This window comes from Carboxylicivirga linearis (assembly GCF_018271995.1).
Classification (GTDB): domain Bacteria; phylum Bacteroidota; class Bacteroidia; order Bacteroidales; family Marinilabiliaceae; genus Carboxylicivirga; species Carboxylicivirga linearis.
The window spans coordinates 62,922-78,147 of record NZ_JAGUCO010000018.1; the positions used below are offsets into that span (position 1 = coordinate 62,922).

Consider the following 15,226-nt stretch of genomic DNA (forward strand, 5'->3'; position numbering starts at 1 on the left):
TTAATGCTCTGAGCAGTTACCTAATCATGAGTGAGTAGTTTTCAATAATATAAACGAAATCAAAAAAAATAAAATTTGATTTTATAAAACTTCTATCTGACAATGGGTGTTTTACAATTCTAAAAAATGAATTGAAAGCTACAATAGTCACCACACTATTTTCATATATGTTTTACATACTGTGTGGCGATAGCTATATTTGTGCTTGATTAAGAAAAGAATGACCAGAATGCAGGAGAAATCAATTGTTGTTAAAGGTGCGAGAGTTCACAACCTTAAAAATATAGACCTTAACATTCCTAGAAATGAGTTCATTGTGATAACCGGCGTTTCGGGTAGTGGAAAATCATCCTTGGCTTTCGACACGTTGTATGCTGAAGGACAAAGACGCTACGTGGAAAGTTTAAGTAGTTATGCCCGACAGTTTCTTGGCCGGCTGGATAAGCCGGAGGTTGATTTCATAAAGGGTATTCCTCCTGCTATTGCTATTGAGCAAAAGGTTAACACACGCAATCCACGGTCAACAGTTGGCACCAGCACTGAAATATATGATTATTTAAAGCTATTATTTGCTCGTGTTGGAAAAACAATCTCTCCTGTTAGTGGAAATGTAGTAAAACGGCAATATGTGGGCGATGTAGTTGATTTTGTAAAAGACCTAAAGGAAGGGACAAAATTAGCAGTATTGGCTCCCGTTCATAGCTTATCGGACCGAAACTGCCATCAACAACTGGAAATTCTGCTTAAACAAGGATTTAGCAGAATAGAAAAGAATGATGAGTTTTTAAGAATTGATGAACTTTTAACTAATACAGAGCAAACGGTACTTAATTGCGAAACATTCAATCTGGTTATTGACCGCCTTTCTGCGTCTGATGATGAAGATACCTTAAGTCGAATTGCCGATTCTGTTCAAACAGCTTTTTACGAAGGAAAAGGAGAATGCCTCGTTAAAACATTTGAGAAAGAAAAAACCAATTCTATTAGATTCTCAAATAAGTTTGAGTTGGATGGTATTACCTTTGAAGAACCAACCGAACATCTTTTCACCTTCAATAATCCAGTTGGTGCCTGTCCTCGTTGCGAAGGTTTTGGAAATGTAATTGGCATTGATGAAGACCTTGTAATTCCCAATAAAAGCTTATCGATATATGAAGGAGCTATAGCCTGCTGGAAAGGTGAAAAAATGGGTGAATGGAAAGATGAACTTGTAAAAAATGCACATCATTTTAATTTCCCGGTTCATAAGCCTTATTTTGAATTGAGTCAGGAAGAAAAGAATTTAATTTGGACAGGCAATGAATATTTCTATGGCCTTAATCAGTTTTTCAAGCATGTAGAAGAACAACAATACAAAATACAATACAGGGTGATGCTGTCGCGCTACAGAGGCAAAACTATTTGTCCGGAATGTAACGGGGCACGCTTGAAAAAAGAAGCCGGTTGGGTTAAAATCAATGATAAAAACATACATCAACTGGTAAATCAACCCGTTTCGGAATTGAATGCTTTTTTTGCCAATCTTAAGCTTAAAGAACATGATCAAAAAGTAGGTGGCAGACTTTTAACTGAAATTCAAACCCGATTACAATTTTTGAATGATGTTGGATTAGGTTACCTTACTCTTAACCGCCTATCCTCTACTTTATCCGGCGGCGAAAGTCAAAGAATAAATTTAGCTACCAGTTTGGGGAGCAGCTTAATAGGTTCACTTTATATTTTAGATGAGCCAAGTATCGGTCTACACTCAAGAGACACACACTTGTTAATTAAGGTATTGCGCAACCTTCAAAAAGTGGGTAATACAGTAATTGTTGTTGAACATGATGAAGACATAATCCGATCATCAGACAAAATTATAGATATAGGGCCACTAGCTGGCCGATTAGGTGGAGAACTGGTCTTTCAAGGTGATTTTAAACAGCTACAGGCCTCAGAAAAAAGCTTGACAACAAAATATTTAAAAGGAATAGAACAAATTCCGGTACCGACAGGCAGAAGAAAGTTTAACCAATCAATCAACATTAAAGGAGCCTGCGAAAACAACCTTAAAAATATTGATGTATCATTTCCTTTAAATGTAATTTGTGCTGTAACAGGTGTATCAGGGAGTGGTAAATCATCTCTTGTTCGTAAAATTCTGTATCCGGCCCTCAAGAAACAAATGGGCGGTTATGCCGATAAAACAGGTTCGTTTGATATGATTGACGGAGCCATCAAAAAAGTTATTGATGTAGAATTTGTTGATCAGAATCCAATTGGAAAAAGCTCTCGATCGAACCCTGCAACTTACCTTAAAGCCTGGGATGAAATACGAAAGCTAATGGCAGATCAACAAGCATCTAAACTAAACGGATTTAAGCCATCACATTTTTCATTTAATATTGATGGTGGTCGTTGCGATGAATGTCAGGGAGAAGGAACCATAAAGGTTGAGATGCAGTTTATGGCTGACATTGTATTAAAATGTGAAAGCTGCCACGGCAAACGTTTTAAAGATGAAGTACTGGAAGTTAAATTTCATGATAAAAATGTATACGATATTCTGGAGCTGACGGTGGAAGAAGCTATTGACTTTTTCGGACAATCAAAACTTACTCCTGCCAAACGCATTGTGAATCGATTAAAGCCTTTGGCGGATGTTGGATTAGGATATATCAAGTTAGGCCAATCATCAAGCACATTAAGTGGTGGAGAGAGTCAAAGAGTAAAATTAGCTTTCTACTTAGCCAACGAGAAAAGCGAACCCACCTTATTTATTTTTGATGAGCCAACAACCGGACTGCATTTTCATGATATAAGAAAACTTTTAGATGCATTTAACGCCTTAGTAAAGAAAGGTCACTCTTTAATTGTGGTTGAACACAACATGGAAGTAATAAAATCGGCTGACTGGGTTATAGACTTGGGTCCTGAAGGAGGAAATGAAGGTGGACACCTTGTATTTGCAGGAACTCCGGAAGATTTAATAAATAATAAGCAGTCATATACCGGAAAGTACTTAACACCATACATCAATAAAAAAGGCTGATGAATCATCATCAGCCTTTAATTTTATATCTATATCACTTATTTCTTTTTATCTTTTTCAACTTCAACCCCAAAGAGAACGGCAACACATCCCGAAATAATATCTTCAGTCTGCCTTTCCAACACTTCCATTTCAACAATTAACATCTGTGTCGATTTCACTTCAAAATCCCACGACAAGCTATAATCATGATCTTTATTATCAAATAATACTACACCATCATTATTAACCAGCTTAAAATGAATGGGAGGAAGTTGCTCTATTTTACTAATACTAATTCTGTATTTCTGCCCTTCAAAAAAGGTTTTGAACAGTTCAGCTTTCTCACCTTCACTTAAAATAGTTGCATTGTAGTTTCCATCGTGAACAAAATCACCCAATTTTGATTTTCCAATATTTTTAGCAAAGCTAAAACACTGAGCACTTACAGTACTTGCAAAAAAGGCAATGGATAAGAATAGGATTACTCGCTTTAGGGCTAACATAACAGGCTTTTATTTAAGAAATAAATTCTGTTCTTATTTCTTCCACTTTATCTAAAAGCTTCTCAAATACATCTTTTGAAATATAGGTTTCAGAATCGGCTTTGATAGTAGTAACCTTACTAGCCTCATCGGTATTTGCCTCAACCTTAGATGTATTTACAATTTTAACCTGATCAAAAATCACTTTTAACTCATTAACCTTATCAAGAAGTAAAGCAATTTCTTCATTTGACTTATACTCTTCCATTAGGTTAATAACCGTGTATAAACTTAATTTCTGATAGATAATTCTTTCAATTAAGCGCTTATTATTTTCTAATGAACCATTAGTTAAGCGAGTTGCCAGGTACAAACCTTCAACCCAGCCACCAACCAATACCATAACGGCAATTGCAGGGCGATCATTTTCGGTTAAATATGCATTAGAAGTCATGAAAGTTTCAGAGATAATATCCATCATAACATCACGGTTATTCATATTATTCTCCAGCTTCTTCATGGTCTCTTCATCAATGGCATTCATGATACCTAAACCTTCAGCTAGTTTTTTGGTGTTAGCCATATATTTAATCGAACTTTGAGTTTGATCAAACAGACTGGTATAACTTAAATCGGCAGAATATACTCCCAAATTCAAAGCCATTTGCTTATTTGTTACATACTTATCAATATTTTCCAGATCATTCAATAACTCTTCGTTATAAGTTGCACCTGCTCTTTTAATAAGCATGGCAGTTTCTAAAGGCGATGGTAATGAATAAAAAATCAGTTTTGATTTTTTAAAGTCATCCAATACTTTTCCATCGGCACTAACCGATTCCACAATCTTGTCTTCTTCTGATGTTTTGTCTTTTTTAGACCCTAATCCGCAAGAACTAATTATGGAAACAGATAATAATATCGAAAAGAAATAAAGGAATGGTCTGGTCAACTTACTTCTCATGATGAAATATTTATTTTTATTCTTATACTAAATTTATATTAAAAAACATCAATTTTCGAAAATTACTATAAAAATTCCAATTATAACACAATAACAAAGGATTTGAATATATTTTTTTTAACCCAAATCACTTAATTTATCAACAATATTTAGAAAAGAAATTGCATGCTAGGCATTTACAATAATAAAAAAGCCCCAGACTCAAATAGTCAAGGGCTTTCTGAAAATATCGATTATATCTTACTCATATTTCGAAAAATATTTCATAAACTGAGCTCTTTCGTATAGTTGTGGATCAGGAATTTTGCCGTAATTCATTTTCCCCCTAAAATCATCAATGCTTGAATAACCTTTTTCATCCATCCAACTTTCTAATTTAGATTTCATTTGTGCAATTACCTGAGCTCCGTTTTTATAAACAGCTGAACACACTTGCACGGTTGTAGCTCCAGCCAATAACTGTTTAATAACAGCTTCACCATCATGTATACCTGTTGAAGCCGAAATATCAATGTTATCAACCTTATCAGACATAATAGCCACCCAACGTAAAGTACGACGTATATCACTTGGGGAACTAAATACTTCCGAAGAAGTGATACTCATCTTATCAATATCAATATCAGGCTCATAAAAGCGATTAAACATCACTACCCCTTTGGCTCCTGAAACAGATATCTTATTCACCACATTTACCAAATTGGCGAAGTTAGAACCTAATTTTATTGCAATAGGAATACTAACTACTTTACTTACATTGTTTACAACATCGTAATAAAGCTTTTCGTATTCAGCCGGGTCGCTGTTTTTATCGGTGTTAACCATAAAAACATTCAGCTCCATAGCATCCGCTCCGGCTTGTTCTATTTGTTGAGCAAAATCAACCCATTCATCAGCCGTAAAACAGTTAATACTGGCAATAACAGGCACATCAAATTTTGCCTTTGCATCTTTTATTAACTTAAGATATTCGCCAACTGCATTGTCACGCGTATATCCTTTTATATAATCCATAGCTTCGGGATAATCAAACCCCTCACCTTTATAAATTGCGCTATTAATTTCGTAATTAATTTGCTCTTCAAATAATGATTTCAAGACAACTGCGCCAGCACCTGCCTCAACCACTTTAGCAATTCTGTCAATACTGTTAGTCAGGCCTGAGCTACTAACAACAATAGGATTTTTTAAACTTAATCCGAGGTATTTAGTTTCTAATTTTGCCATTAGGAAATATATTATTGCGTTTTTACAACCTAACAAATATAAATAAATCTGACACAGTCAAAAATTGAATTCTTAATTTTATCCTAATTGTAAGATTAATTAGACTGCTTTCAAGCAAGTTATTTTAGGTAATTCCGAGCTCCAAAAATAGAGCTTCCAACTCTTACCATTGTACTGCCTTCTTCAATGGCCAATAGGAAATCGCCTGACATGCCCATACTTATTTCATTAAAAGATTTGTTGGTTGCGAATATTCCTTCTTTTAATTCTAAAAACAATGACTTCAATGAAGCAAATTCTTTTCTTATTTGATTCTCATCATCGGTATAGGTGGCCATTCCCATTAAACCTTTGATGGTAACATGGCTAAGATCTGCTAAAAGTTGTTCATTTATTGATTCAAAAATCTCTTCTTTCGAAAATCCGAACTTTGTATCTTCCTCAGCAATATGCATCTGCAATAAACAAGGAATATTACGATTGCATTTTACACCTTCCTTATTGATTGTTTTGAGCAACTTAATAGAGTCTACACCATGAATTAGAGCCACAAAAGGTGCTATGTATTTAACCTTATTCGATTGCATATGACCAATCATATGCCATTCAATATCTTTGGGAAGACTTTCATATTTAGCCACCAGCTCCTGTACTTTGTTTTCACCAAATATCCTCTGACCGGCATCATATGCTTCTATTAAATCCTCGTTTGGTTTTGTTTTTGAAACAGCTACCAAGCAAGCCCTGTCTCCTATCTGATTTTTTATCTTCTGAAGATTCTCTTTGATTGACATACCATGTTATTTTACTACAAATTTACATCATGCATTTTGATGTACAAAAAAGCCTCCTGCAAAAACAGAAGGCTTTCTAATTGTCTATACTTACTCTATTTTGTTTCCAACTTATGGATAACTAAACCTGAACGAAGTTTGGGTTCGAACCAGGTGGTTTTTGGTGGCATTATATTACCTGTATCAGCAATATCAATCAATTGCTGCATTGAAACAGGATACAGTGCGAATGCAACTGCCATTTCGCCAGAATCAACACGCTTCTTCAACTCACCTAATCCTCTGATTCCTCCAACAAAATCAATACGTTTTGATCGACGCAAATCTTCAATGCCCAACATTTTATCCAACACATGCTCCGATAAAATAGTAACATCTAAGACTCCTATTGGATCTTCATCGTTATAGGTTCCTTCTTTGGCATTTAATCTATACCAGCTACCTTCTAGATACATGCTGAATTCATGTAACTGAGCCGGTTGATAAATTTCTTCACCAATACATTCAACTTCAAAAACCTCACCTAACTTACTAAGTAATTCATCAGCAGAAAGACCATTTAAATCCTTCACCACACGGTTATAATCAATGATTTTCAACTGATCATCAGGAAAGTGAACAGCCATAAAGAAATTGTAATCTTCATTGCCGGTATGATTGGGATTCTGAGCCTTTTTCTCTTCTCCTATTCTGGCAGCAGCGGCTGTTCTATGATGTCCGTCAGCCACATAGGTCGCCGGTACTTTTATACGAAACAACTCTTCCAAACGGGCATTTGTTGCAATATCGTTAACTGCCCAAAGATGATGACCAAAACCATCTTCTGCGGTAAAATCATAATCGGCTTTCTGATTTTTGACAATCTTTTCTACAATCTCATCAATTTCAGGAACTGCTTTATATGAAAAAAATACAGGCTCGATGTTGGCATCCAGGTAACGCGTTAAAATCATACGATCTTCTTCCTTATCCGGACGTGTTAACTCATGTTTTTTAATGATACCATTAGCATAATCTTCACAAGCTGCGGCACCAACTATACCATACTGTGTGCGACCATCCATTGTTTGGGCATAAATGTAGAATTTAGCTTCACTCTCCTGCTCTAACCAGCCTTTCTCCTGAAACATTTCTAAATTAGCAACCGATTTTTCATACACTTCATCAGAATGAATATCGGTACCTGCCGGACAATCAATTTCTGCACGAGTTATATGCAACAAAGAACATTCTTTTCCTTGCGCCATACGAGCAGCTTCTTCGCTGTTCATCACATCGTAAGGCAAGCAAGCCAAGTCCTGAGCGATATTTTGGGGAGGTCTCAGGCCTTTAAAAGGTTTAACTATAGCCATTTCTTGAATTTAATTTTGTTAAATAATGATTGGGTAAGCATATAAAAGGCCTGCTATAAGAGAATAACAGGCCTTTAGTGGATTTTTTTTATTTGTTTACCTTGAAGGTTTCATCACCGTTTTCCAGGAAACCAATGATTTGATTGGCAGCAGCCACACCTGCATTGATGTTTGCCTCTGCTGTTTGAGCACCCATCTTCTTAGGGGTAAAGAAGAAGCGTCCTTCAAATTTAGCTTCGAAATCAGCTTTACAATCAGGGGCAATATCAGAAATATAAGTAAAGTCAGGACGATCAGCCATTAACTTCAATATTTCTTCTTCATTAATTACCTCTTTACGAGCTGTATTAACTAAAGTACCTCCTTTAGGCATTTTGTTTAACAGATCGTAATTAATTGAGTTTTTAGTTTGCTCAGTTGCTGGTATATGCAACGACACATAATCACAAGTTGAGTATAACTCTTCAACAGTATCTAAAGCTTTAATTCCAGCTGCTTCAATTTTTTCTTTCGCCACAAAAGGATCAAAAGCATAAATTTCCATACCAAAACCTTTAGCAATCTCAGCCACATAATGACCAACATTACCATAAGCATGAATACCTATTTTTTTACCTCTTAACTCCGTTCCGGCAGTTCCGTTATAGCTGTTACGAGCCATAAACACCATCATACCTAAAACCAACTCACCCACTGCGTTTGAGTTTTGTCCAGGTGTATTCATTGCCACAATACCTTTATCTGTACAAGCTTCCAAATCTAGATTATCGTATCCTGCACCCGCACGTACAACAATCTTTAATTCTGGTGCAGCTTCAATTACTTCACGAGTAACTTTATCTGAACGTACAATTAAAGCAGTAGCATCTTTTACAGCATCTAACAGCTGAGCTTTTTCTGTATATTTTTCTAAAAGAGCGAATTCATAACCGGCTCCTTCTACAATTGGTCTGATTTGGTCAATAGCAGCCTTTGCAAAAGGCTTTTCTGTTGCCACCAATATTTTTTTCATGATAATTGATATTTATTGGGGTGATAAAACCTAAGCCCCTTTTAATTTGGGGCTCAGACTATTATTTATTCACTTAATTAGTGCTTAGCTTCAAATTCTTTCATTGAATCAATCAATGCCTGAACACTTGATTTTGGCATTGCATTGTAAATAGAAGCACGGAAACCACCTACTGAACGGTGTCCTTTAATTCCACTCATGCCTTTTGATGTAGCAAAATCAAAGAAATCTTTTTCCAATTCCTTGTATTCATCATTCATAATGAAACAAACATTCATAATAGAACGATCTTCAGCAGCCTCTACTGTACACTTGAATAATTTATTACGATCGATTTCATCGTACAAAATACCTGCTTTCTCAATATTGATTTTCTCCATAGCAGCTACTCCTCCATTTTCTTTCAACCACTTTAATGTTTGAAGGGCTGAATAAACTGGAAATACTGGAGGGGTGTTAAACATAGATCCTTTATCGATATGAGTGCGATAATCCAACATAGTTGGAATATGACGATCCATTTTACCAAGAGCATCTTCTTTAACAATTGCAATGGTAACACCTGATGGAGCAAGGTTCTTTTGTGCACCTGCATAAATAATGTTGTACTTAGATACATCAATCGGACGAGAGAAAATGTCTGATGACATATCAGCTACCAAAGGCACACTAACATCTAAATCCTTACGAATTTCGGTACCGTAAATAGTGTTGTTTGTTGTGATGTGGAAATAATCAGCATCCGAAGGTACTTCATAACCTTTAGGAATGTAATTATAAACAGCGTCTTTTGACGAAGCTACCTCAACAACTTCACCAAATCCCTTTGCTTCTTTAATAGCTTTAGCAGCCCAGGCTCCTGTATTAAGGTAAGCAGCTTTTTTAGCTAATAAGTTAAAAGGAACCATACAAAATTGAGTACTTGCACCACCTCCTACAAATACTACTTCGTAGCCTGCAGGTAGATCCAAAAGCTCTTTTACTAAAGCAATAGCGTCGTCCATTACAGCAACAAACTCTTTACTACGGTGCGACACTTCAAGAAGCGACAAACCTGTTCCTGCAAAGTTAAGCACGGCATCAGCCGAATTTTTAATAGTTGACTCAGGCAAAATAGATGGCCCTGCTGAAAAGTTGTGAATCTTCATCTTACGAGTTATTTTACTTAAACTTGATTTTTAATCTGGATAATGTTTTGAGGCGCTAAAATTATGAAATATCTCTTGTATCGACTACAAAAATAAGCAGATATTAACTTACAAATTATAAGTAAAAACCATCTGATTTTCAAGTCAAGAAGCATAAAACATCATTTCTTCACCACCTACCAATAACAATATCAACCTTTTAATACATTTTATTCATTTACTTTCAAATACTGACAAATATCAGTATTTTTTTTAAGATTTTCATTTCGATAACCATATCTGCACTACACAAATGGTAATTTAACCACTTTAGCTTTCAGTTTTCGATTTCGAACCTTTATAAAAATCTCAGTGTCAAACTTTGTAAACCCTTTATTGATATACCCCATTCCAATACCTTTTTGCAGCATTGGCGACATGGTACCTGAAGTCACTCGTCCGATTACTTCATCGTTTTCATTTACAATTTCATAATCCTTACGTGGAATACCTCTATCTTCTAACACAAAACCTCTTAGTCTTTTAGAAACACCTTCCTCTTTTTGCTTAAGTAAATATTCCTTGTCGATAAAGTTATTTTGCTCATTAAATTTAGTAATCCATCCTAAACCGGCCTCAATTGGTGAAGTTGTATCATCAATATCATTACCGTATAAACAAAAACCTTTTTCAAGACGAAGAGTATCACGAGCCGCTAAACCTATAGGTAAAATTCCTTCTTCGGCACCTGCCTCAAAGATAGCCTTCCATACCTTTTCAGCGTCCTTATTATAAATATATAATTCAAAGCCACCTGAACCGGTATAGCCAGTATTTGAAATAATTACCTCTTCGGCTCCGGCAAATGCTCCAATTGTAAAAGTATAGTATTCAATTTCAGAAAGGTTGATATCTGTTAACTTTTGTAGTATTGCAGTTGCCTTGGGCCCTTGAATGGCCAGCTGAGATATTTCGTCTGATGCATTTTCAAGTTCAGCTCCCATCGTGTTTTGTTCATTCACCCAGGCCCAATCTTTATCAATATTGGCAGCATTTACAACCAACAAGTACTTTTCTACGTCGTAACGATAAACCAATAAATCATCAACAATACCGCCTTTCCCATTGGGTAAACAAGAATATTGAGCCTGCCCGATTTGAAGGTTTGAAGCATCATTGGAGGTAACCTTTTGAACCAATTCTAAAGCATTGGGGCCCTTCACCCAAAATTCACCCATATGCGAAACATCAAATACGCCTGCACCATTCCGAACCGTTATATGTTCGTTATTAATTCCAGAATATTCTATTGGCATTTCATATCCGGCAAAGGAAACCATTTTGGCACCCAGATTCTTATGAAACTCATTAAAGGCAGTTTTTTTCATCCTTTTATTATTTATAAATGGCTTATTATTACTATTTATTACAAGAGTTAAATACTATAAGTCAACACTTGATTTTATTGCTTGTTGAACAAATGTAAAAAATAAATCACCCTAGAAAAATGATATATATTGCTTATTCGCATGAACAAAAAACTTTTGCCTTAAAAAGGATTCGAGTCAATATAAATTTATGATGTTTTTTACACTTTCTTGAGCTTCAATTCTAATTAAAATGGATGTAAAGTAACTACCTGTCAGCATTCACAAATACATTCATATATATATTAATATCCAATACATTAAATACAGCCATCAGAAATAAGTATGCTCAAATAATAATCCGTTTTAAAATCAAATGTAAAGCTCGAGCACCAAGGATAATATTTAACTTAACTTATCTCCGTAAGTGAAATAAATCATATTTTTAACAGAGTGAGAAATGATTTATCAATACCTACCAAACTATCACGACAAACTAATATTTTAGCAAAATAAGTTACTTTTGTTTAAAATTTTGTATTTTTCAGCGTCAAAACATTATTATCCAAAAATGCCCACAAACTATAAGCATATTGATTTAGCTTACCTCGAAAGTATTACCGATGGTAGCAAAGAGATTATTGAAGAGTTAATAAATATCTTTATTGAGCAAATCCCTGAATTTACTGAAGATTTTGACAATGGTTTAGCTGAAAAAGACTGGAAAAAAATTGCAGCAGCTGCCCATAAAGCCAAATCATCAGTTTTATCTATGGGAATAAGTGAACTTGGTAATATAGATCTTAAAAATCTTGAGCTGGTAGCTAAACAGATGCGTTTAGACAAACTGACCGAAACCGGTGAATCAACTTCGGAAATGGATCAGTTAAAGAAAACGCTTGAAAGTTACCCGGAAGAGAAAAGAGAATGGATCGCATCCAATAAAAATGAAGAGGTTATTAAGAATTTAATAGTTAAATTCAACAAGGTGGTTGATGAAGCTGTTAAAGAATTAAATCAAGTGCTAGAAAATTGAAATTACAAAAATATGTTGGAAGTTAAAGAACAAAACGGACATCTGATTGCCTCTTTGGCAGACACTGACAGACTTAACGCTGCTGTTGCATCAGAAATTAAAAGCGAATTAACTGATCAGTTAAGTGGCAACGCCAATCTTGTGGTAAATTTATCAAACATCAAATTTATTGACAGTACAGGAATTGGAGTTTTGATAAGTGCATTAAAAACTGCCAGACAGCACAATGGTTCTTTTAAACTTTGTGCAATTCAAAAAGATGTTATGAGCCTTTTATCATTAATGAAGCTCGATAAGGTTTTTGATATTTACGATAACGAATCTGAAATAAAATAAAAAAACCGCCTTAGAGCGGTTTTTTTAATGCCTTAACTGACAAACTTCAAGTTTTTCTTTCACACGTTCCTGCAATCCATTTTGCAGATACTGAATAGTAGTTTCTGGAAGAAACTGCTCCATTCGATTCGTATCTCCTTTAGCTAAAGCCTCGCGTACTTTTGAAGCGCTTACCCATTCTTTACAATCATTCAATTGAATAGATTTTCGAGTCACTTCGTATAATTCAATATCATACTTGGGCAACAAATGTTTCAATGCATTATTGTATTGCTCTGTAGTAGAACAATAACACTCTGTTCCAACATAACGAGTGTTTATATTTAAAACAGGTGCGATATATTTACAAAAGATGGTAATATCTAATTCAGCCTGTTTCTGAGTTACTAAATCCTGTGATTCATTCTTTAAAAAATAATTAGGAAAAGTGGCCTCAGAAACCATATACTCTCCGCCTTTTACCATAATTACATTTGAAAGATGCTGTACTCCTGCCTGTATCATATTCCATCTATCAACAAACGAAAACGTTGATTTATCCTCCTCAACAACAAATAAATAAACCAACTCATTTTCATCAGCTGCTTTTTCCACCAGATATTGATGACCAAGCGTAAAAGGATTACAATTCATTACTATAGCCGCAGTTCTACCTAAAATATTTAGCTTCTTAATACTCTTCAAATACTCGCAGTACTTAGTAATATTAGAATAACCAAACTCCAGCACTGCTATTAAAGGCTCTGCCGAAGCAATATGATGATAACCTAAACCAACAAAACGGCTAATATTCTCAGGTTTGGTAAAAACAAATGCTTGCTGATGCTCCATCATCACCCTTTCAGTCAGATAGGTAGCAATATGAGCAAAAGCACCTGTTTCGCGAAAATGAGGAGCTACTGCCAAATATTTTAGTACTTTACCCTGAAACGAACCTACCCCTACAATATCATCATTTAAATTATATAGAATGATTGAGTAATCAACCGCACTTGCATCAAAATTAAACCCTAAAGGAGATAGAAATCTCCTTATCAGATCCACATCATACTTACTGCTTAAATCCGGCTCTTCTATTCTAAAATCTGAATTTTCAAGCATATATACTACAAACCTTTATCTGTTTGACAAAAATTTAAAAACAGCGTTACTGATAATAAATCGGCAGATCCTCCGGGCGATATCTTACTTGAATTACACCACTCTACCAATTCATTATACTTCATTTGATCTCCCCGCTGCATTTCAAGAAGTGCCGACACAGACTTTTTCTTTAACTCTTCCAACACTTCTTCGCCATGACGAAATAGTACATTGGTATCGTTATTTACCGACATTATCTTTAACAATACAGGCGCCAAAATGGCAAACATGTTTTTATCATTTATGGCTTCAATTGATATTTCAGCCTCCTTAATAAATGGCATAGCATGATGCATAACGGTTGGTAAACCTTGCTCGGCTTCACCACGAGCTCCTGATCCTTTCAGACCAAATTGCAAAAAGCAGGATTCACCATGCGTCATACGACTGCCCTCCTCTACACTACACAGCTCGCGCTGTATCATACCTTTGGTTAATTGCTGAACTGTTCCAGCAAAAATACCTGCTTTAAACTTCCGCTTTTTATAAATAACTCTTATGGCGGAAAACATACTTAAAGCCATCAGGAATATTGCCCCTTTATGAGTATTCACCTTTTCGGTGGCCTCAAACATAGCTTCTTCCATCTTTAATCCAACCTCACGAATCAATGGAAGTATCTGGCTCATATCATTTCCTTGCATATCAACAGCCATCCATCCCAGCTCTTGAAAATATGGAGTAAGAGCGGAAATTGAATTGATAAAACTCAAAAAGTCCATATCGGAATGAGCTCCAGTTGATGAACGACAAACCAACCCAGGTTTGGGGCTTAAAGTTACTTCGTAAAGCAAAGCCTTAACAGCCCATGATGAAAACCGTTTGATGCAATTCTGCATTCTTTCTTTTTCAAGATATGCGCTAATAGCTTCCAACATCGCCTTCCTCACCTCTTCAAGTGGATGCCTCGTTTCTTTTCTGCAAAAATGGGCCGGCTCATCACAGATAAAGCATTTTTTAGATTTTCCTGAGCTAATTAGCTTTCCCTTGGTATCTAATACATCTAAATCTATAATTCGTCCCAATCGATGACGTTCTTCAAAACGCTCAGTCAACTCCTTAAGCTCCTGTGATTCGATTCCTTTAGCCGGAATCAAATAGAAAACGCAATCACCTGCCTTATCTATAAAACTCTTTTTTTCTTCTTTGTATTTGCCAAGTATATTAGCCTTCAGAAATCGTACAAACTGCTTATCAATCAGCTTAACAAACAGATCGGTGGTTTCATTATTTTTAGGATATCCGGGCAAATTCAGTTGCAGGCTAACCACATGCCAACCATGTTTGGCCAGTGCTAATTTATTGAGCCACCGCTCTTCTCTGGCTTTTAACAGTGATTGAATAATTGGGTTGGGTTGGATATTGTGCATAGG

Annotated in this window: 13 protein-coding genes; 3 read left to right on the top strand and 10 right to left on the bottom strand. The window is 35.5% G+C overall.

The window, feature by feature from the left end; all coding sequences use genetic code 11:
• Window positions 1–229 precede the first annotated feature (229 nt).
• On the top strand, window positions 230–3,031 hold the full coding sequence (gene uvrA / locus KEM10_RS17485) for an excinuclease ABC subunit UvrA (protein WP_244825976.1): 2,802 nt from the start codon (window positions 230–232) through the stop codon (window positions 3,029–3,031).
• A gap of 38 nt (window positions 3,032–3,069) precedes the next feature.
• On the opposite strand, the gene KEM10_RS17490 is transcribed toward uvrA, so the two are convergent.
• From KEM10_RS17490 to gcvT, 8 genes are all read right to left on the bottom strand, one after another.
• Window positions 3,070–3,516: a hypothetical protein gene (locus KEM10_RS17490; protein WP_212217334.1), complete on the bottom strand. Its 447-nt coding sequence runs from the start codon at window positions 3,514–3,516 to the stop codon at window positions 3,070–3,072.
• Window positions 3,517–3,529: 13 nt separating this feature from the next.
• Window positions 3,530–4,459 (bottom strand): hypothetical protein, encoded by a 930-nt coding sequence (locus KEM10_RS17495; protein ID WP_212217336.1) that lies wholly within the window; start codon window positions 4,457–4,459, stop codon window positions 3,530–3,532.
• 240 nt (window positions 4,460–4,699) lie between these two features.
• The gene (locus tag KEM10_RS17500) at window positions 4,700–5,686 is read right to left on the bottom strand and encodes a dihydroorotate dehydrogenase-like protein (RefSeq protein ID WP_212217338.1); all 987 of its coding nucleotides are present in this window, start codon (window positions 5,684–5,686) and stop codon (window positions 4,700–4,702) included.
• Between the two features lie 119 nt (window positions 5,687–5,805).
• Window positions 5,806–6,480 carry a YggS family pyridoxal phosphate-dependent enzyme gene (locus KEM10_RS17505; protein WP_212217340.1) on the bottom strand — a complete coding sequence of 225 codons (675 nt, stop codon included), beginning with the start codon at window positions 6,478–6,480 and terminating at the stop codon, window positions 5,806–5,808.
• 95 nt (window positions 6,481–6,575) lie between these two features.
• Window positions 6,576–7,832, bottom strand: a complete 1,257-nt coding sequence (locus KEM10_RS17510; RefSeq protein ID WP_212217343.1) for a DUF1015 domain-containing protein — start codon at window positions 7,830–7,832, stop codon at window positions 6,576–6,578.
• Between the two features lie 88 nt (window positions 7,833–7,920).
• Window positions 7,921–8,844 carry a 3-phosphoglycerate dehydrogenase gene (locus KEM10_RS17515; protein WP_212217345.1) on the bottom strand — a complete coding sequence of 308 codons (924 nt, stop codon included), beginning with the start codon at window positions 8,842–8,844 and terminating at the stop codon, window positions 7,921–7,923.
• Window positions 8,845–8,921: 77 nt separating this feature from the next.
• Window positions 8,922–9,992, bottom strand: a complete 1,071-nt coding sequence (gene serC, locus KEM10_RS17520; RefSeq protein ID WP_212217346.1) for a 3-phosphoserine/phosphohydroxythreonine transaminase — start codon at window positions 9,990–9,992, stop codon at window positions 8,922–8,924.
• 284 nt (window positions 9,993–10,276) lie between these two features.
• Window positions 10,277–11,359 carry a glycine cleavage system aminomethyltransferase GcvT gene (gene gcvT, locus KEM10_RS17525; RefSeq protein WP_212217348.1) on the bottom strand — a complete coding sequence of 361 codons (1,083 nt, stop codon included), beginning with the start codon at window positions 11,357–11,359 and terminating at the stop codon, window positions 10,277–10,279.
• A gap of 550 nt (window positions 11,360–11,909) precedes the next feature.
• On the opposite strand from gcvT, the gene KEM10_RS17530 reads away from it, so the two are divergent.
• Both KEM10_RS17530 and KEM10_RS17535 read left to right on the top strand, forming a co-directional pair.
• Window positions 11,910–12,374 (top strand): Hpt domain-containing protein, encoded by a 465-nt coding sequence (locus KEM10_RS17530; protein WP_212217350.1) that lies wholly within the window; start codon window positions 11,910–11,912, stop codon window positions 12,372–12,374.
• A gap of 12 nt (window positions 12,375–12,386) precedes the next feature.
• Window positions 12,387–12,710 carry an STAS domain-containing protein gene (locus tag KEM10_RS17535; RefSeq protein WP_212217352.1) on the top strand — a complete coding sequence of 108 codons (324 nt, stop codon included), beginning with the start codon at window positions 12,387–12,389 and terminating at the stop codon, window positions 12,708–12,710.
• 24 nt (window positions 12,711–12,734) lie between these two features.
• On the opposite strand, the gene citC is transcribed toward KEM10_RS17535, so the two are convergent.
• Together citC and KEM10_RS17545 are read right to left on the bottom strand one after the other, a co-directional pair.
• Complete coding sequence (gene citC / locus KEM10_RS17540) at window positions 12,735–13,811, bottom strand: [citrate (pro-3S)-lyase] ligase (RefSeq protein ID WP_212217354.1); 1,077 nt, start codon at window positions 13,809–13,811, stop codon at window positions 12,735–12,737.
• A 5-nt stretch (window positions 13,812–13,816) separates the two neighbouring features.
• The gene (locus tag KEM10_RS17545; protein ID WP_212217357.1) at window positions 13,817–15,223 is read right to left on the bottom strand and encodes a triphosphoribosyl-dephospho-CoA synthase; all 1,407 of its coding nucleotides are present in this window, start codon (window positions 15,221–15,223) and stop codon (window positions 13,817–13,819) included.
• Window positions 15,224–15,226 lie beyond the last annotated feature (3 nt).